Raw genomic sequence first — 18,493 nt, 5'->3', positions numbered from 1 at the left:
CCCTTCCTGATTAGGAGGACAGCGATGAATTTTGCCACCGAGTCACCCTGGAAGTATTTGATTCTGTGGATGAGGTTGTATTTCACTATCCACTACCTGGCCTCAGGGCTCAACTTCGTCATCTTCGACTTCGTGCCGGACTTCAGCAAAGCCGGAAAAGTGGGGCCTTACCTTGCGGCGATGGCAGATGTGGGCTTCTACCAGGTCATCAAATACCTGGAGGTCGTGCTCGGGATGATGCTACTTTTCAACGTGGGGGTGCCGCTGGCCTTGATCGTCATGGCGGGCATCAGCGTCACCATCGTCTACCTCAACCTCTTCATCTCGCCACATCCGCGCCAACTGTTCACCGGTATTCAGGAACTGCTGCTTAACGGCGGCTTGTTGCTGGCGTACGGTGGCCACTACGCAAGTCTTTGCCGCATCAAGAGTAAACCTTATTGGTTCTGGGACGGACTAGCAAGGCGTCAAGATCCCAACCTCAGGAGCGAAGCGTGATCAACGGAATTACTAAGAAGGATTTTCTTATTGTGCTCGCAGCGGTTGCTGTGGTGCTGGTCATCGTCATTCTGTCATCCACTACATTCTTTGCGCGGCCGCTGCGGCTATATGACTACGGCCCACCACTGGCGGCCGGCATCGTGACGCTGGCCGTCATGATCCGGGACTCGTTAAAGAGAGGCTAGCTGCCCGTAGCTGGCCTGCGGAAGCGCCAGCGCACGCAAAAGATCTACGTTGCTCCAATAACTCTTACCGCCATCGCAGAATTATGAAGATCACACGTGTCGAGTGCATCCCGGTGTCGATGCCGCTAAAGAAGCCGCTGCGGCTGCCGAACGTCACCATCACCAAGCTGGATACGCTGCTGCTGCGCCTGCATGCCGACACCGGCCTGATTGGTATCGCGGAGTCCGGCGACACGTCGTCGTGGTATCGCGGCGAGAGCCAGGCTTCGATGGTCAGCATGATCTGCGACATCTTCGCGCCGCGGATCCTGCTAGGCGAAGACCCGCGCAACATCGAGAAGATCGTTGGCGCCATGGATACGCTGGCGCGCGACAACAACCAGGCCAAGGCGCTGGTCGACTGCGCGCTGCATGACCTCAAGGGCAAGGCGTTCGGCGTGCCGGTCTACCAACTGCTGGGGGGCCGCACGCGCGAGTCCGCGCCGTTGGGCTGGGTGCTGTCCGCCGGCGAGCCGCAGCAGGTTGCCGAGGCTGCCCTGCTGGCGCGGGAAGCGGGATTCGAGGCGTTCAAGCTAAAGGTCGGCCGCGGTACGTTCGACAACGACGTGGCAACGGCAGCCGCTGTACGCGAGGCGCTGGGCGAGCGGGCGCGCATCTGCCTGGACGCAAACGGCTCGTGGAACTACGAGCAGGCGCTGCGCACGATCCGGCGCATCGACCCGTACCAGCTCGACTTCATCGAGCAACCGCTACCGCATTGGGACTTCGAGGGCCTGGCACGCCTGCGCCAATGCGTTGGGACGCCGCTTTACGCCGACGAAGCCGCGCAGGAACTGCATCACCTGAAAGAGATCGCCGAGCGCCGTGCCGCCGATGGCGTGGTGCTGAAGGTGCAGAAGGTGGGTGGGCTGCTGAAGGCCCAGCGCTTTCTTGCCGTCGCACAGATGCTCGATCTGCCGGTGATATGCAGCACGCTGATCGGCTCTGGCGTGGAAGCCTGCCCCACGGCCCACTTGTGGGTATCGAACCAGTGGGCCTGCCAGTTCATCAGCGAGAGCACCGGCCCGCTCGCGGTGCACGGCGTCTGGAACAGTGAGGACATTCCGAATGGGGCGGACCTCGGCCTGCAAGGCGCGCGCTTCCATCGCGGCCATGTATCCCCCGGCGACGGCCCGGGCCTCGGTGTGGATCTGAACGAAGCGCTGCTGGCGCAGATCCGCACCGAGGGCCGGCCGGCTCGGGTGGTTGACCTGTAGGGCACTTCGACCCCGCAAGGATTATTTTTCTTAAACAAGGAGACATCACATGAGCACGGCCAATCAATCCCCGTGGAAGTACGCGATCTTGTGGCTACGGATCTATTTTGGCGCCCATCTGTTCTATTCGGGTGCCCGTTACATACTGACCTCGTACGTTCCGGAGATTCCGGGCCCCGGCGGCGCCTATGTCGATGCGGCGAAGAACATTTACATCTTCCAGATAATCAAGTACATGGAGTGCGTATTCGGCATCATGCTGCTGACCAATCGCGGCGTATTGCTGGCACTGATGCTGGAAATGCCGGCCACTATGAATATCTTCTGGCTGAACACCTTTATCGTGGCCACGCCGCGCCAGCTCTTCACGGGACCACAGGAGCTGTTCATGAACGGCGTATTGCTGCTGGCCTATGGCGGCTATTTCGCATCGGTGCTGCAGGCGAAGGTCGAGCCAATGTGGCTATGGGACGGATGGAAGAAGCTGGTCGGCGCGCGCAGCAACGGTAGCGCGACACCTGCCGGTGTTCAACGGGCGGATGCCTGAATCAGGAGCTTGCAATGAAAAAAGACATGTGGATTGGCGTGTGGATGTGTGTGTTTCTTTCCCTGGCGGCGTGCATCGGATCCACGGGGCTTGGCTATGCGGAATATCGCCCGTTGCGGAACTTTGACTATTTCGCGCTCGGCGTTTCGTGGCTTTACCTGATCGTGACAATCATCCGGGACAACCGCGGCAACAAACCATAAGTCCCATTAAGGTATTGCCGAAAGCATCATCGAGCACAATCCGAATCGCCGGGTTCTTCGTGGCGCCGTTGTCCACCGACGAGGCCCGGCAACTCCGCCGCTATCGTTATTTGCTGGAGCGCGCGGAATGGATAGACCAGTACCTGGAGTTCTGGCCAACACCTGCAGGCAAATCTTGAGCACGCTTTGATCAAGGCCCTCCACAAGCGGAGTAGGGAACAGTTGCTGGATGCCTACGAGCGCGAACGCAAGGCGATCATGGCGTCGATGCTGTTGGTGATCGAAGCGCGGGGACTGCAGACGATCTATATACACGGCGCAACGCGAAGCGGTGTTTTAGGGAATTACCGTTTGCGGCTGCCGATATGCCATCCGCTCGCTCCAGCGAGGGCAACGGAGGAGACATGAACAAGACAAGACGTCCAGCGGCACGCCGCTTGGCAGGGGGTGTTGCCCTCGCTCTGGCAATTACCAGTGCGGTGTGTGTGCTGGTGGCTGGGATGGTGGATCAGGCGCAAGCCGCCGACGGGGCGGGGCCACGCATCATCCGTCTTGGCGACTACCGTGCCGATGGCGACAGCGGCGATCCGGTGCATGCCGGAATGCGTGAATTCGCAAGGCTGGTGGCAGCAGGTAGCCAAGGCCGGATGGTGGTACGGGTGGTGCCGGCGATGTCGGCACCACCCTCGGCGCAGATCGCCGCATTGCGCGCCGCGGATACAGCCGCTCCGGAGTTAATGCTGCAGGCAACGATCGGTCTTGCCGACATCGAGCCGGCCTTCGGCTTGATCGACCTTCCCTTTTCGATTCGCCACGAGCGGCAGGCCGACGCGCTTTTGCTAGGCAGGTTCGGCTCCACGCTGCTCGGCCGTCTGGGTCAGCATGGACTCGTCGGGCTGGCGTGGTGGGAGAACGGGTTCCGGCACTTCACGACCTCGAACGTTCCGCTGCGCAGGGCCGAAGATTTCATTGGCTTGACGGTACGCACGCTGCCTGCTTCGATTTTCGTGGACAGCTATCGGGCCATTGGCACCCATCCTGTGCCGATGCCGTTCGCACAGGTGGCCGCGGCATTGCGATCGGGACGTGTCCAGGCCCAGGACAATTTTTGCTCACAGATCATGCTCGGCAAGCTGTATGACGTTCAGCACCATCTCACCCTTACACGGCATTCCTACAGTGCGATGGTATTGCTCGCCAACGCCCGCTTCTGGGCAAGCCTGCCAGAGGCCGATCGTGCGCTGTTGCGGGACACCGCCATGGAAGCGGGCGTTTTCCAACGCGAGCAGGCGCGCCTGGCCGAAACGAAGCTGCTGTCGGAACTGCAAATAAAGGGGATGCGGATTCATGAGCTGGAGGGTGGCCAGTGGGAGGTACTGAGCCAACGCTCTAGTATGGTCCGACATAGCATGCTACGTCGCCATGACATCCCGCTACAGGAGCTTTACGCAGGCGAACATCGTGCATCGCAGTGAAGGATTTCGGCTCAAGCTAAAGCTAGTGGTCCGACGAACCAAGCTGCTTCGCTGAAATGCGCCCCGGTGGCTTGGAAGCGGTTCCTTACCGGGCAGCCCGGATGTCATGGTCGGTGTGAACATTTTAGCCTTGATGCTGCCATTCCGAGTTGTTCCCGGGATGGGCCCCAAAAGAGCAATCCTGTGCTGCTTGCAATAAGAGTAACCAACCCATAGGAGGAGAGCATGAGCACTACGCGTAGAAGGTTCTTGCAGGTTTCCGCTCTGGCTGGCACGGTGTCAGCCGCACCGGCGCGCGCATTGGCAGCATCCCCCGATCGTCCTGCTACCTCGGCACTGGTCGGTGCTCAAAATGGCGGACAGGATGCAATCGTCGACCTGGTGAATTTCGCCCTGTCCACTCGTTACGAAGACTTGTCACAGGAAGTCATCGATTTCACTAAGATGCAGATTCTTGACACGATCGGCGTTTCGTATGCCGCGATCAATGCACCGGGCGTGGAACAGTTGAGGGCACACGTGAGGGAAATGGCCGGCAAGGCGGAAAGCACGGTCTGGGGTACGAACCGCAAAGTGCCGGCGCAGAACGCAGCACTGGTGAACGGGACGATGAGCCATGCGCTCGATTACGATGACATCTATGAGCCCGCTTACCTGCACGCGGCAGTTATTACGGTGCCTGCGGCTGTGACCCTGTCCGAAATCGCGCCTTCCGTTACTGGTAAAGAACTGATTGCTGGGATTGCGGCCGCTGTGGATGTTGGCTGCCGTCTGGCGCTCGCCGCGCAGCCAGGTAAGGATGGACTGGCCATTGGTTGGCACAATACCACCCTGTATGGTTATTTCACAACCGCGATCCTTGCCAGCCGCATGCTCGGGCTGACCCCGGAACAGACAGTGTATGCGACCGGAATCTCCTTCCACCAGGCCGCAGGAAACTCGCAGACTCACCTCGATGGCGCACTGACCAAGCGCATGGGCCCGGGATTCGCCTCATCCACCGGGATTAATGCCGCGCGCCTGGCACGTCTCGGCATTACCGGCCCCCGGCACATCCTGGAAGGGAAAAAGGGCTTCTTTGTGCAGTACCATCATGGGGATTACTCGCGAGACATTCTGCTCGACGGTTTGGGAAAAAAATTTTCCGTTACGGACACGGCATTCAAGCCCTGGCCGTCCTGCCGCGGCAGCCACACTGCCGTCGAAGGTGCACTCGGACTGCGCGCTGAGCACAAGTTTGCGGCGCAGGATGTGGCGAATGTGATGGTGTATAACGGTCCCGGCGAGTATTCCCTACTTGCCTCCCCCATCGAGAAGAAGCGCAATCCTCAGACCGTCGTGGATGCCCAGTTCAGCAACCCTTGGGTAATCGCAACCGCATTTGTCGACGGGGAAGTCTCACTGCGACACTTCACCGACCGGGGCATCCAGCGTGCAGATATCCGGGAGATGGCACAGCGCATCAACTCGCGGGAAGATACTTCCCTGGTACGGAAAGGGGGCGGACCGGGCGCCACGCGCGTCGAAGTAGAGCTGAGGAACGGGAAAAAGCTTTCGCGCACAGTGGCCGTAGCAAAGGGGGAGCCACGGAATCCTCTGAGCAGCGCGGAGTTCGGGCAGAAGTTCCTCGACTGCATGTCGTATGGCGGAATGAAAGTTGACGCCGCCAGGCAACTGATGGTCATGATTAATGGCCTGGAGTCGCTCGGCTCTGCTGCTGACATTCCGCGTCGTCTCGGTAGCCCAGGCAAAAGCCTCTGATTTTTCCTTGCATTGAAAATGCTCCTGAAGGCTTTGCCTTCAGGAACAACTGGCTCAAGCCGAAGCCGGACGCGCAGCGCGCGCAGGAAGAGAAAGACGTGGTGGTGTACCGGCCCAAGCGTCCGCTGCGGAACTTCGACTATTTCGCTCTGGGCGTGTCGTGGTTTTTCGATTGTCCGGGATAGCCGCGGCTGCAATACGTAATCCCGGTACGCCATAACAAGTTACGACTTCTGATGCTCGGTTGAGTGGCGGCGGCCCGGATGGCCCACTGCCGCTCTCTTTTTTTGAGCGATGCTCGATTTTTCGCAAGCTTCCTATGCAGCTACCTCACGGCCTTCGCGCCTTGTCCTATCCTAGCTTCAGGCTGTTCATGGTCGGGCAGGGCGCAGCGCAAGTCGGAAACTGGCAGCAGTTGATCGCCACTTCCTGGCTCGCCTATGCGTTATCCGGTTCGACGCTGGTCCTCGGCCTCGCGGCATTCGCGCTGCAGATTCCCTTCCTGCTGATGGCGCCGGTGACGGGACCGCTGCTCGACCGCCTGGATACCCGGCGCGTGCTGATGGCAGCGAACGCCGTTGCGTGCGCGCAGTCGGTGGTGATGCTGGCCCTCGTGGCCACCGGCCTGCTGCGGCCGTGGCATATCGTGCTGGCCAATCTCGTACTCGGTATCGTCAACGCATTCGATTCGCCGGCACGGCAATCCTTGCTGTCGCAGATGGTCGACCGGAAGGAAGACCTCGCCAACGCCATCGCACTTAATTCCAGCGTGATGGCGGGGGCCCGCTTCGTGGGGCCGACGCTAGCCGGCGCCCTCATCGCGACCTTCGGCCAGGTGTGGGCCTTCGCCGCCAACGCGATCCTGCGCTTCGCGATCATTGCCGCGCTGCGGGCCATGCGGCTAGCCCCCGCGCCGAGCAAAGCGGCGCCCGAGCCGTGGCTCAGGCAGTTCGCGGGCGGACTCCGCTACGCGCACCGTTTCACGCCGTGCCGGAACAGCCTGTGGCTGCTCGCGACAATGAGCTTTACCATCCAGATCCATGCCGCCATGATGCCGTGGTTCGTGCGGGAGCGCTTCCACGGCGACTCCCGCACCCTGGGCATGCTGCTCGGGGCGGCGGGGCTGGGTGCGCTGGCAGGCATGCTTTACCTGGCAACGCGTCGCGGCGTGAACTGGCTGTTGGCGCTGATCGGCATCGCCTCGGTCATGGCCGCGCTTGCCACTATCGGCTTCGCCATGGCGCCGATGGTATGGATCGCCTTTTCCATGCTGTTCCTCGTCGGCATGGGAACCATGCTAGTGGCGGCATCGGTCAATACCCTGATCCAGCTTGCCGCGCCCGACGGCCTTCGCGGAAGGGTGGCGTCCCTGTATGTGGTGGCGTTCCTGGGTGTATCGCCCGTGGGTGCCTTGTTCTGGGGCTGGGCGGCGGAGCATGTCGGCACGCCGGCGGCGCTGACGGCTTGCGGCGTGGCGCTGCTGCTTGCTTCGGCGATGTACATGGCGAACGTCGCGACCATGCGCGAGCAGGCCCGGCCGGTGTACAGTCGCATGAACCTGTCCTGAGCACAGGCATCTTCGTCCATCCCACCGATGCTGAACATGAACCCTCTCGAAGTCAAAGGCGTCGATCTGCCGGCCCAGATCGCCGGGCAGATCCGCAAGCTGATCAATCGCGGCGCCCTGGCGCCGGGCCTGCAATTACGTCAATCGGACCTGGCCGACCGGTTCGGCATCAGCCGCGTACCGGTGCGCGAGGCGCTCAAGCTGTTGGCGGCTGAAGGGATCATCGAACACGATCCCAACCGCGGCTTCTTTGTCGCGCCGTTGTCCACCGACGAAGCCCGGCAACTCTACCGCTACCGGTTTCTGCTGGAGCGAGAACTGCTGCAGACGGTCGTCTGGCCGGACAGTGCGCAGATGAAGGCGCTGAAGGCGATGCTGGAGCGGCTCGACACCTATCTGGACGCGGGCCAGCGTGCGGAGTGGATCGACGAGTACCAGAACTTCTATGCGTTGCTCTTCGACCTGTCGCCGGACAAAATCCTGCGGCGCGAGGCGATTCGCCTGATCAGGCTGACCGACCGGTATCGGGCCCTGGCCTCGGAGGTGAGGATGCCGGGCGAGCACCTGAGCGCACACCTGGAGCACACGCTGGTGTCGGCCATGTCCAAAAGGGACCGCGGGCAATTGATCCACGGCTTCGAACGCGAGCGCGAAAAGATCCTGACGTCCATGCTGGCGACGATCGGAGCGCGCGGGTTGTAGCCGGCTTCAGAACAGCGTGGTGATGCCAAGCCGATAGACGTCCTGCCGGTTGTCGGAGGAGGGCGCAAGGGTATTGATCGTGGCGCGGGCGCAGGAATTGGTGCGCTGCAGGACAGCCATCAGGTAGACGTAGGTGCGCGTGCTCAGGAAGTACGAGCCTTGCAAGTTCAACTGATTCGCCCACGCATGGTCGACGCCGCCATTCCCCTGCATGCGCCCGACGCTGAAGCCGAACACCCACGGCGAATAGAAACCGGCCGCCCCGAGTTCCACCGCATGGACGGCAACGCCCGTGAACGTATTGCGGACAGAAGAGTAGAGGCCGTTCAGGCGCCAGTTGCCGAATTGATAGCGCGCCCCTGTGGCCGCAATGGCGGCGCCGTCCCGTCCGGCATTGACCCTGGGAAACCGGATGCGCGTATAGCCCACGCCCGCGGCGAACGGCCCATTGGCATAACGCAGAAAAGCGGATTCGCCGGTTTCGCGGCTGGCTGCTCGCCGAAGGCATGCATCGCCCCGGCCGAGAGCCCGTTCCAGTCGGGCGTGACGTACTTGACCGCGTTGGACACGGCGATGCCGTTGAAGCGGTCCCAGTTGGCCCCATTCGGGCTCAACGGAAGGCCGAGCTTGCCGTATGGCCCGCCTCGCAGCGCGTAGATGCCGCCGATATCAAGCGCGGCATCCAGGCGCATCACAGCGAGGTCCAACGTGAAGTCTTTCTGGCGTCCCAGTGTCAGGGGGTTCCCAACGTTGGACTGGCGAGCCCGACATAGGCCGTCGGCGAGAAGCCCCGCACCGCGAGCGGTTGTGCACCGTCATCCACTTGATAGTTCATCTGCAGGTGAAACAGCGCGCGGGTGCCGCCTGCAAGGTCGTCCGAGCCGCGCAGGGCGAAGAAGGACGGCGTGGTGATGCCGCTGCTCATCACGGTGCTGGCGTGTCCGCCAGCGTTGCTGATGGCGGAAACGCCAACGTCCATGCGACCGAGGAGGTCCACGCCCGCGTACGAGAGCGGAACCTGTCCCAGCGACAGCGCGAGGATGGCGACAGTTCGCGCAACCGATCCGTGGCGTTGCGGCAGCCTGGCGGTGACCTGCGATATCGGACCTGCTCGACGAAGCGGCGCAGTGGACATGAGATAGGCCGAGCGGCATCGGCGGTCGTGGAATCGCCAGCCGCGTTCAGGAGGCGGCAACAATGGTTCTGATTGGTACGATGGCCTCAACCCCCGCCGCCCTACCTGTGCTGCGCGACGACCAGCCGGCCGTGACCGTGGCAGTTCTCGCGTTGCGGGCGATGCTCGAACAGCATCTGGCGCGGCAGGAGCGGCGCCTGCCGCCCGAACGGGCACTCGCCGCGTCGCTCGGTGTCAGCCGGGGCATCGTGCGGCGCGCCCTGGACGTTCTCGAACAGGACGCCGCAGTGGTACGGCATGTTGGCCGTGGCACCTTCATCGCCAGCGGCGCAGACGATGCGTTGCCAATACTGCGCGCGCTCGTGACGGGCGGCGCCCTGGCGCTCGATGCGCAAGCCGGCCCGAACGCACACGAGATGCTGGCGGCGCGGCTGGCCCTGGAGCCGGCGATCTGCGAACTGTCGGCGCAGGCCGCATCCCGCGCCGACCTCGAAAGGATGGAAGCGTGTCTGCGCCACCGAGAGTCCGCCACGCGAGTCGAGGAATACGACCATTGGGACTTGGCCCTGCATCGCTCGATCGCCGGGTCCACCGGCAACGCGCTGCTGATTGAGATGCTGGAAATGCTGAACTGCAAGCGGCGAACCGCGCCTTGGAGGCGCTTCCGCCACGCGTCAATGCCGACAGAGAATCGGGTCAAGTCGGACGCGCAACATCGCGCGATCTTGGATGCGATCCGCCGGGGTCAGCCCGCGGAGGCATCGGCCGCGATGCGGGCGCACCTCGCACACGTGCTGTGTGCCTACCCCGTGACGCGTTGAACTGCGCACGCGCCGCTCCACTCCGCCTGGAAAGCTGGCCTCAATCATCGATGCCCTTGATTTAGAATTCATTATTGCATAATATCTAGCCTACAAAATAGGTTGGCTCGCCCCTGCTGCTCCCCGAGAGGCCGCCGAACGGAGACGGAAATGACAATACGCGGCATCGTGCGGCGCCTCGCGTCGACACTTGGGCTGATGCTTTGCGCCGTGCTTGCGGGCGGCGCTCACGCGGACGTTCTGCATTCCCCTGTGAAGATCCGCATCAATACCGCTGGCCTGTTCGCCGAGAGTGGCCTGTTCCTGGCCTACGACAGGGGATACTTCAAAGAAGAGGGGCTCGACGTCGAACTGGTCGCCACGGCCAGCGCGAATTCCAGTTCGGACACCCTAGCGCAGCTTGCCGGCGGCGAGCTCGACCTCGGATCGATGTCGCTCAGCGCCGGCTTGTTCAACGCACTGAACCGCGGTATCGCCGTAGTTGGCCTGCTGCCGCTGAACACGGTGGGGTCCAACGATCATTCGAGTGGCATCGTCGTGCGAAGAGATCTGGTCGAGTCCGGCAAGTACAAGCGACCGCAGGACCTGCGGGGGATGCGGATCGGTGTGCTGACGCTCGGCGGCAACGCGCATTTCAACGTGCTGCGCGCCTTGCAGCAGGCGGGCCTCTCCGAAGCGGACGTCCATATCACGACGCTGTCGTTCCCCGATGCGGTGGTGGCGCTCTCGAACAAGTCGCTTGACGCGGCCTTCGAGGTCGAACCATACATCAGCCTTGCCAGAACGCGGGGCGCTGCCGTGATGGCGATCCCACAGGGGCAGACGTCGCCGCCGCTTCCCACCATCGTACTGTTCGCCAACCGGAACTTCGCGCTGGCCAACAAGGAAGCGGTCAGCCGGTTCGTCACCGCGCTGCTGCGGGGCCAGCGCGAGTTCATCCGGGCAAGCGCCATCGGCGGGCCGGCAAAGGAGGAACTGATCCGCTCGCTGCAGGCCCACACCCCGGTGAAGGATGTGAACCTGCTGCGCGCCATCGGCCTGCCGAACGCCGAGGCCAACGGCACCAGCAATACGGCGGCGCTCGCCGAGGTGCAGAAGTTCTTCATCGCCAGAGGTGTGCAGAAGAAGCCGATCGAGCCGGCCAAGGTCTTCGATCCTACCTACGTCGACTATGCGCTCGGCCGGCTGGGCCGTGCCAAATGACTGTCGCCAGTGTGGCCAGACGCGCACTGTGCGACAACGGGGAGATGCAAACATGACGGCAACCGCTGCTTTGCCAGCCCGGGAAATGACACGCACAAGGCCATTGGCGAAGGTAAGGCTGCGCGGCGTCAGCAAGTCGTTCGCGCTGAACGGGCGGCATGTGCCGGTGCTGGCCCCATTAGATTTCGACATCGGGGATGGCGAGTTCCTCTGCATCGTCGGCCCGTCAGGCTGCGGCAAGACCACGTTGCTCCGGATCCTGGCCGACCTGGAAACGCAGTCGGCCGGCGATGTGGACGTGACGCGCGATGCCACTCCGAAGGGAAAGGGCGAGCGCAAGCTGAATTCGATGGTGTTCCAGGAGCACGGCGTATTTCCCTGGATGACGGTGCGGGACAACGTCGCGTTCGGCCTCAAGGCCCGCGGCATGGGGAAGCAGGACCGCTACCGCATTGCCGATGACTTCATCGCCAAGGTCGGCCTCACCATGTTCCGGGACGCCTATCCGCATCAACTGTCGGGAGGCATGAAGCAACGCGTCAGCATCGCCCGCGCATTCGCCAACGATCCCGAGATCCTGCTGATGGACGAACCGTTCGCGGCGCTCGACGAGCAGACCAAGCTGGTCCTGCAGGGGGAACTACTACGTATCTGGGAGGCCTCGCGCAAGACCGTCGTGTATGTCACTCATTCCATCGACGAGGCCATCGTGCTGGCGGATCGCGTACTGGTGATGACTCACCGGCCGGGGCGTGTGAAGGAGGTCATCGACATCAGCGAGGTGTTCGAGCGCCCGCGACACGTCGAGCAAGTGAAGAGCAGCGCCGAATATGGCGATCTTTTCGGGCGCATATGGGGATGCCTGCGCGAGGAAGTCATGGCCCACGACCGGGAGATGGGGAAATGAATGCGCAGCGAGACAGTGTCGAGACCATGCAGTCCGATGCTCACGCGCTTTCGACGGCGAAGCCGGCACTGTGGCGACGCTTCCGCGCGCTCGCGCCGGGCAGCTACACGCTCCTGTCGATCGCTTCCCCGCTGCTGCTGCTGGCGATATGGGAGGGAGCGTGCCGGACCGGCTGGGTAAACACGGGCTTTTTCCCGCCGCCCTCCGCCGTTCTGGATGAGCTGACCCACATGATCTCGACTGGGGAAATTTTGGTGCACGTGGGCGTCAGCCTGACCCGCATCCTCGCGGGGTTCCTGCTCGGTGCGGTGCCGGGCGTGCTGATCGGGCTGGCCGTGGGGTTGTCGCCGGTCGTCCGCGCGTTGGTCCAGCCTCTGGTGAACGCGACGTTTCCCATTCCGAAGGTGGCGATCCTGCCGCTGTTTATCCTGATGTTCGGCATGGGGGAGTTGTCGAAGTACGCGATCATCGCTGTCACCGTGGTGTACCTGGTACTGATCAACACGTACGAGGGGGTGCGGGATATCAGCCCGTTGCATCTCGACGTCGGCCACAATTTCGGGGCGAGCCGCCTGATGATGTTCCGCGACATCGCCTTTCCCGGCGCACTTCCCCAAATCCTTGCCGGCTTGCGGATCAGCCTTGGTGTCGCGCTGCTGGTGATCGTTGCCGCGGAGTTTGTCGGCGCCAAGTCGGGCATCGGCTTCCTGATCTGGAATAGCTGGCAGGTGTTCGAGGTCGAGAAGATGTACGTGGGACTGGCGGCGAGCGCGGTGCTGGGCTTCGTGTTTTCTCTCGGCTTCGACCTGCTCGAGCGGGCGCTGCTGCCGTGGCGCGTGGTCGCGCGCGGGCATGGGCGACGGCGCGCCTGAAGACGGCGCCTTTAAAGAACGTGCGGCCAATGCGCGCCGCCATGTACAAGCAATCATTACGGAGACAGCATGTCCGCACGCCAGTCCGGCACCGACCGGGCCGTCTACTACGCCGATATCGGCCGCAGCCGCATGAGCGCCCTGTGGGAATCGCTGCATTCGCTGGTGCCGCCGCACCCACGGCCGCAGATCAGCCCGGCAATCTGGAAGTACAGGCAGGTGCGCCCGCTCGTGATGCAGGCCGGCGCCGTGATCAGCGCCGAGGAAGCCGTGCGCCGGGTGCTGGTGCTCGAGAATCCTGGCCTGCCGGGCAAGTCGAGCATCACGGGGTCGCTCTACGCCGGCTTGCAACTGATCCTGCCGGGCGAGATCGCGCCGAGCCACCGCCACACGCAGTCGGCGCTGCGCTTCATCGTCGAAGGTCAGGGGGCGTGGACCGCCGTCAACGGCGAGCGCACCACGATGCGTCCGGGCGACTTCATCATCACGCCGTCGTGGACCTGGCACGATCACGGCAACCCGAGTGTCGAGGATGGCGGCGAACCCGTGATCTGGCTTGATGGCCTCGACATTCCCCTCGTGCAGTTCTTCGATGGCGGCTTCGCCGAGAACTACCCCGAGTCGCAGCAGCCGGTCAAGCGGCCCGAGGGCGACAGCTTCGCGCGCTTCGGCCACAACATGGCCCCGGTGCGCCACAAGGTTTCCGACCCGACCTCGCCGATCTTCAGCTACCCGTACGAACGCTCCCGCGAGGCGCTGGACCAGCTTTACCACAACGGCGAGCTCGATGCCTGGGACGGCGTGAAGCTCCGCTACGTCAACCCGGCCACTGGCGGCTGGCCGATGCCGACCATCGCCACGTTCATGCAGTACCTGCCGGCCGGCTTCCAAGGCCGCACGTATCGCAGTACGGACGCTACGGTGTACAGCGTGGTCGAGGGCCGGGGTGCCGTGCGCATCGGCGACGAGCCGTTCCAGTTCGAGCCGCGCGATGTGTTCGTGGCGCCGTCGTGGGCGCCGGTGCAACTGGCCGCCATCGAGGACGTCGTGCTGTTCAGCTACTCCGACCGACCAGTGCTCTCGGCGCTGAACCTGCTGCGCGAGTCTCGCACCTGAGTCTCACCTGACCCTATTCCACCGGCTTACAACGACCGGGGCGTGCCGACGACGGCAGCGCCTCCGGCACCGATAACCCTTATCGAGACCGACCGAACCATGTCCTACGTCTTCACCCCGCCTGCCACTGTCGCCATCCCCGTTGCCGGCAGCGACGACAGCTTCGCCGTGCGCCGCGTCTACTGCGTCGGCCGGAATTACGCCGCCCATGCTCGCGAGATGGGCTTCGATCCCGACCGCGAGCCGCCGTTCTTCTTCAGCAAGCCCGCAGATGCTATCGTGCCTGTGCAGGACGGCCAGGTTCTCGAACTTCCGTACCCTGCGCAGACGACCAACTACCACTACGAAGCCGAACTCGTCGCCGTGATCGGCAAGCCCGGATCCGACATCCCGGTCGGGCAGGCGCTGGACCACGTCTGGGGTTACGCCGTTGGCCTCGACATGACTCGTCGCGACCTCCAGATGAAGATGCGCGAGATGGGCCGGCCCTGGGAAATCGGCAAAGCGTTCGACGCCTCGGCGCCGGTCGCCTCGATCCACCCCGCCAGCAAGATCGGCCATCCGATCGACGCCGCGATCTGGCTGACCGTGGACGGCGAGACGCGCCAGCGCAGCAATGTGACGCACCTGATCTGGTCGGTGGCCGAGACGGTCGCCTACCTGTCACAGTTCTTCCGCCTGGAGCCGGGCGACGTGATCTTCACCGGCACGCCGGAGGGCGTCGGCGCGGTCAAGGCCGGCGAGACGATGGTGACGGGCGTCGACGGTCTGGGCGACCTCACCGTGCGCGTGGTTTGAGGGAGTTCGTCATGCAGCTCTATAGTTTCTTCAACAGTTCCACGTCGTACCGCGTGCGCATCGCGCTGGCGCTCAAGGGACTGCCGTACGAGTACCTGCCGGTGAACATCCGCGTTGGGCAGCACCGGGCGGAGGAATATATCGCCGGCATCAACCCGTCGGCCTCGGTGCCGGCATTGGCCGACGGCGACTTCACGCTCGGCCAATCGCTCGCGATCCTCGACTACCTCGACGCTTGCCACCCCAAGCCGCGCCTGCTGCCGCGCGACGACGTCCTGCGCGCCCGCGTGCTCGAACTGTCGTATCTGGTGAGTTGCGACATGCATCCGGTCAACAACCTGCGCATCCTCAAGTACCTGCAAGACGGACTGAAGGTAACGCTCGAACAGAAGGACGCCTGGTACAAACACTGGATCGCGGAGGGCATGGCCGGTGTCGAGCGCCTGCTGGACCTTCATGGGCAAGGCCCGTGGTGCTTTGGCGCCCAGCCGACGCTGGCCGACGTCTGCCTGGTACCGCAGATCGCCAACGCGCTGCGCATGGGGTGTGACCTGTCGGCCTACCCAAAGGCGATGGCTGTCTTCGCCCACGCCAGCACGCATCCCGCGTTCGCTGCGGCCGCTCCGGCGCGCCAGCCCGACTACACAGCCTGAACGCACACACGCCCAGGCCAAGGAGACCACGACATGCCTTCCAAGCACTCCCAGAGGAAAGTCCTCGTCATCGGTGGCGGCATCGGCGGACTCGCCGCGGCGCTCGCGCTGGCGAAGCAGGGCATCCGCATCGAACTGCTAGAGCAGGCCGACCAGATCGGCGAGATCGGCGCCGGCATCCAGCTTGCCGCCAACGCCTTCGCCGCGCTCGACGCGCTCGGCGTGGGCGAAGCCGCCCGCAGCCGCGCCGTGTTCACCGATCACCTGATCCTGAAGGATGCGCTCGATGCCAGCGACGTGGCACGCGTCGACGTCAGCGCCCTGTACCGCGAGCGCTTCGGCAATCCGTACGCGGTGATCCATCGCGCCGACATCCACGTGTCGATCCTCGAAGCGGTGCATGACCATCCGCTGATCACGTTCCGCACGAGCACGCGCGTCGAGAAGCTGGAGCAGGACGAGCGCGGCGTGACCGCGACCGACCAACACGGCGAGCGTCACACGGCCGATGCCGTGGTTGGCTGCGACGGCGTCAAGTCGGCCATCCGCCAGACGCTGATCGGCGACGAGCCGCGCGTGACCGGCCACGTGGTCTACCGCGCCGTGGTCGACGTCGACAACATGCCGAAGGACCTGCAGGTCAACGCGCCGGTAGTCTGGGCCGGCCCACATTGCCACCTCGTCCATTACCCGCTGCGCGGCGGCCAGCAGTACAACCTCGTCGTCACGTTCCACAGCCGCGAGCAGGAGGAGTGGGGCGTGAAGGAGGGCAGCAAGGAGGAGGTGCTGTCGTACTTCGAGGGGATTCACCCGCTGCCGCACCAAATGCTCGACCGTCCGACCTCGTGGAAGCGCTGGGCCACGGCCGACCGCGATCCGGTCGAGCACTGGAGCTTCGGCCGCGCAACGATCCTCGGCGACGCCGCGCACCCGATGACCCAGTACGTCGCGCAGGGCGCCTGCCAGGCGCTCGAAGACGCCGTCACGCTCGGCGCCGCCGTGCAGGAGACGAATGGCGACTTCGAGGCCGCGTTCAAGCTGTACGAACAGGCCCGCATCCCGCGCACGGCCCGCGTGCTGTACGCCGCGCGCGACATGGGCCGCGTGTACCACGCCAAAAGTGTCGACCGCCTCGTGCGCAACTCGCTGTGGACCGGCCGCAAGCAGTCGCAGTTCTACGACGCGCTGCAATGGCTGCACGGCTGGCGGGCTGAGAAATGCCTGAGCCAGACGCCATGGCTGTGAGAAGCGACGTGATGGAGGCGAACGCACGTCCGGTACCTTGCTTCTAGCAGTAGACCGTGCCAAAACGGGGGCAAACGACTTTACCGTTTATGAGAGGACAATGAGCCACCTAGAATGGGCCAATGGCATCCGATCCTCGGCCGGCTATCGCCGTCCTGCAACTTCGAGCGGGCGGTCAATGTGGGGCGGAGCGTAGGAGTTCTTCCGCGGCGGGTAGAGCAGCCGGTTATCTCGGCACCGGCTGCGGATCGATCTACGGCCGATGCCCCTTGTGATAGTGGATTCCCCGTATCTTGGCACCCCCCATTGCAGCCACCAAAGCGGCGCGTTCGATGACTCCCGAATGGATAGCGCCTGGCTCGGACGCGGCAACGCGTTTAGAACCGCGCCCTGGAAATCGTCACCGCCGTCTGACCTCGTGCCTGTCCTCCTGGCAGCCGGGCAGGCAATCTCTCGCATGTGACCTAGGAAGCATACTGGGACGAGTGAAGAAACATCTACTACGCATATTGCGAAGTTCGCAAAATGCGGATATACTTTGTTCTCGTAGTCACCCAGCATCATCAAGCACCAGGCGCGACAACCCGCGTCGGTGACTACGAACCACCGGGGCAGCGTTGCCCGGTAACGGACCCTAGGCCCGATTGCCTAGCTGAGAGGGGGGCGGGTATGCCCCCGACCCGGGAACGACGGTGCTCCCGCTTAAAAAGGAAGGTTGAAAATGAACACAGATACTAAGACTAACCAATTCGTGAGCCATGAATCCGATTTCCAAACGACGAGTCCTTGATTTTATCGAGAAATACCCTGCCGCTAGCGTTTCGTTGCTAGCCTGGTACAAAGCGGTACAGAAATGCCCCGCAAGAGATTTGCCGAGTTTGAAAGAAACTTTTGGGGCGGTCGATTACGTGCGGCCTAACTATTATGTCTTCAATGTCGGTGGAAATAAGTATCGGGTAATTGCAGAAATAAACTTCGACCGGCAAAAAATGTTCATCCGCCATATATGTACGCATGAGGAATATGACGAATGGACAAGGAAAAATAGAGGGAAATGAACACTCAACGCCATTCGGGAGGCTTTCCCGAAATTGCGAAGACCTGGGCCCTGTTGCAGGCCCAGGTTTTTCTAAAACCTATCCGCGACGAGGACGACTATCGGAAGATGGTCGCGCTCGCCGACGACCTGGCCGATCAGCCTCGCGAAGAGGGCGGCCCCTTGGATGATCTGTTTGATCTGGTAACTGAATTGATCGGTATTTGGGAAGATCAGCACGTCGAAGTTCCGACTGCTGAGCCCCGCGAGGTTCTGCGTTATTTGCTAGAGAGCCATGATCTCAAGCAAAAGGACCTCGGTGATATTGCGTCTCCGACTCTCATTAGCGATATTCTGTCTGGCCGTCGTGCCATTAGCAAAAAGCTGGCGAAGGCGCTGGCTGACCGTTTCTCGATCGATGCTAGCGTTTTTCTGTAAGCTGCCCGGCTAGCAACCCCGGACGGCTGCACTCGGCGGAGCACGTTACCTCATGGCGCGCTTCGCCGTTTT

Annotated in this window: 21 protein-coding genes and 1 pseudogene; 20 read left to right on the top strand and 2 right to left on the bottom strand. The window is 62.9% G+C overall.

The features are described from left to right. Positions 1 to 24 precede the first annotated feature (24 nt). The 10 genes from ABNX08_RS39100 to ABNX08_RS39055 all read left to right on the top strand — a co-directional run bounded on the left by ABNX08_RS39100 (position 25) and on the right by ABNX08_RS39055 (position 8,197). Positions 25 to 498: a hypothetical protein gene (locus tag ABNX08_RS39100; RefSeq protein WP_349606166.1), complete on the top strand. Its 474-nt coding sequence runs from the start codon at positions 25 to 27 to the stop codon at positions 496 to 498. Then, the gene (locus tag ABNX08_RS39095; protein WP_349606167.1) at positions 495 to 686 is read left to right on the top strand and encodes a hypothetical protein; all 192 of its coding nucleotides are present in this window, start codon (positions 495 to 497) and stop codon (positions 684 to 686) included. The genes ABNX08_RS39100 and ABNX08_RS39095 overlap by 4 nt, the downstream gene beginning before the upstream one ends. An 83-nt stretch (positions 687 to 769) precedes the next feature. Beyond that, a complete protein-coding gene (locus tag ABNX08_RS39090; RefSeq protein ID WP_349606168.1) occupies positions 770 to 1,942 on the top strand; it encodes an enolase C-terminal domain-like protein in 1,173 nt (390 codons plus the stop codon). Between the two features lie 49 nt (positions 1,943 to 1,991). Beyond that, positions 1,992 to 2,489 carry a hypothetical protein gene (locus tag ABNX08_RS39085; protein WP_349606169.1) on the top strand — a complete coding sequence of 166 codons (498 nt, stop codon included), beginning with the start codon at positions 1,992 to 1,994 and terminating at the stop codon, positions 2,487 to 2,489. Positions 2,490 to 2,503: 14 nt separating this feature from the next. Continuing rightward, positions 2,504 to 2,692: a hypothetical protein gene (locus ABNX08_RS39080; RefSeq protein WP_349606171.1), complete on the top strand. Its 189-nt coding sequence runs from the start codon at positions 2,504 to 2,506 to the stop codon at positions 2,690 to 2,692. Positions 2,693 to 2,878: 186 nt separating this feature from the next. Then, positions 2,879 to 3,100 (top strand): hypothetical protein, encoded by a 222-nt coding sequence (locus tag ABNX08_RS39075; protein WP_349606173.1) that lies wholly within the window; start codon positions 2,879 to 2,881, stop codon positions 3,098 to 3,100. Beyond that, complete coding sequence (gene dctP, locus ABNX08_RS39070) at positions 3,097 to 4,167, top strand: TRAP transporter substrate-binding protein DctP (RefSeq protein WP_349606174.1); 1,071 nt, start codon at positions 3,097 to 3,099, stop codon at positions 4,165 to 4,167. Before ABNX08_RS39075 ends, dctP begins: the two co-directional genes overlap by 4 nt. Positions 4,168 to 4,392: 225 nt before the next feature. Further along, complete coding sequence (locus ABNX08_RS39065) at positions 4,393 to 5,928, top strand: MmgE/PrpD family protein (protein WP_349606175.1); 1,536 nt, start codon at positions 4,393 to 4,395, stop codon at positions 5,926 to 5,928. A gap of 244 nt (positions 5,929 to 6,172) precedes the next feature. Next, positions 6,173 to 7,495, top strand: a complete 1,323-nt coding sequence (locus tag ABNX08_RS39060) for an MFS transporter (RefSeq protein WP_349606176.1) — start codon at positions 6,173 to 6,175, stop codon at positions 7,493 to 7,495. A gap of 36 nt (positions 7,496 to 7,531) precedes the next feature. Further along, the gene (locus ABNX08_RS39055; RefSeq protein ID WP_349606202.1) at positions 7,532 to 8,197 is read left to right on the top strand and encodes a GntR family transcriptional regulator; all 666 of its coding nucleotides are present in this window, start codon (positions 7,532 to 7,534) and stop codon (positions 8,195 to 8,197) included. Positions 8,198 to 8,203: 6 nt separating this feature from the next. Here ABNX08_RS39055 and ABNX08_RS39050 read toward each other — a convergent pair. After that, a pseudogene (locus ABNX08_RS39050) lies at positions 8,204 to 8,889 on the bottom strand (porin). Between the two features lie 41 nt (positions 8,890 to 8,930). Next, entirely contained in the window at positions 8,931 to 9,332 is a 402-nt protein-coding gene (locus ABNX08_RS39045; RefSeq protein WP_349606179.1) for a porin, read from the bottom strand. A gap of 62 nt (positions 9,333 to 9,394) precedes the next feature. Here ABNX08_RS39045 and ABNX08_RS39040 point away from each other — a divergent pair, with 62 nt between their 5' ends. From ABNX08_RS39040 to ABNX08_RS38995, 10 genes are all read left to right on the top strand, one after another. Further along, positions 9,395 to 10,153 carry an FCD domain-containing protein gene (locus ABNX08_RS39040; RefSeq protein WP_349606180.1) on the top strand — a complete coding sequence of 253 codons (759 nt, stop codon included), beginning with the start codon at positions 9,395 to 9,397 and terminating at the stop codon, positions 10,151 to 10,153. A gap of 252 nt (positions 10,154 to 10,405) precedes the next feature. Beyond that, positions 10,406 to 11,356 carry an ABC transporter substrate-binding protein gene (locus ABNX08_RS39035; RefSeq protein ID WP_349606182.1) on the top strand — a complete coding sequence of 317 codons (951 nt, stop codon included), beginning with the start codon at positions 10,406 to 10,408 and terminating at the stop codon, positions 11,354 to 11,356. 52 nt (positions 11,357 to 11,408) lie between these two features. Further along, the gene (locus tag ABNX08_RS39030) at positions 11,409 to 12,263 is read left to right on the top strand and encodes an ABC transporter ATP-binding protein (protein ID WP_349606183.1); all 855 of its coding nucleotides are present in this window, start codon (positions 11,409 to 11,411) and stop codon (positions 12,261 to 12,263) included. Beyond that, positions 12,260 to 13,135 (top strand): ABC transporter permease, encoded by an 876-nt coding sequence (locus ABNX08_RS39025; RefSeq protein WP_349606184.1) that lies wholly within the window; start codon positions 12,260 to 12,262, stop codon positions 13,133 to 13,135. Before ABNX08_RS39030 ends, ABNX08_RS39025 begins: the two co-directional genes overlap by 4 nt. 69 nt (positions 13,136 to 13,204) lie before the next feature. Further along, a complete protein-coding gene (gene gtdA / locus ABNX08_RS39020) occupies positions 13,205 to 14,251 on the top strand; it encodes a gentisate 1,2-dioxygenase (RefSeq protein WP_349606186.1) in 1,047 nt (348 codons plus the stop codon). Between the two features lie 99 nt (positions 14,252 to 14,350). Next, on the top strand, positions 14,351 to 15,049 hold the full coding sequence (locus ABNX08_RS39015; protein ID WP_349606188.1) for a fumarylacetoacetate hydrolase family protein: 699 nt from the start codon (positions 14,351 to 14,353) through the stop codon (positions 15,047 to 15,049). A gap of 11 nt (positions 15,050 to 15,060) precedes the next feature. Next, complete coding sequence (maiA, locus tag ABNX08_RS39010; protein ID WP_349606190.1) at positions 15,061 to 15,702, top strand: maleylacetoacetate isomerase; 642 nt, start codon at positions 15,061 to 15,063, stop codon at positions 15,700 to 15,702. A gap of 33 nt (positions 15,703 to 15,735) precedes the next feature. After that, on the top strand, positions 15,736 to 16,947 hold the full coding sequence (locus ABNX08_RS39005; protein ID WP_349606192.1) for a 3-hydroxybenzoate 6-monooxygenase: 1,212 nt from the start codon (positions 15,736 to 15,738) through the stop codon (positions 16,945 to 16,947). A gap of 758 nt (positions 16,948 to 17,705) precedes the next feature. After that, positions 17,706 to 18,005 (top strand): type II toxin-antitoxin system HigB family toxin, encoded by a 300-nt coding sequence (locus tag ABNX08_RS39000; protein ID WP_349606193.1) that lies wholly within the window; start codon positions 17,706 to 17,708, stop codon positions 18,003 to 18,005. Then, positions 18,002 to 18,421, top strand: coding sequence for a type II toxin-antitoxin system HigA family antitoxin (locus ABNX08_RS38995; RefSeq protein WP_349606195.1), 420 nt, complete (start codon positions 18,002 to 18,004; stop codon positions 18,419 to 18,421). Before ABNX08_RS39000 ends, ABNX08_RS38995 begins: the two co-directional genes overlap by 4 nt. The last annotated feature ends 72 nt before the right edge of the window (positions 18,422 to 18,493 follow it).

Origin of the sequence: Cupriavidus sp. DF5525 (assembly GCF_040149425.2) — a bacterium.
Lineage (GTDB): Bacteria > Pseudomonadota > Gammaproteobacteria > Burkholderiales > Burkholderiaceae > Cupriavidus > Cupriavidus pickettii_A.
Note: the sequence above shows the minus strand (reverse complement) of the source record. Positions and strands in the feature narration are given on the sequence as shown.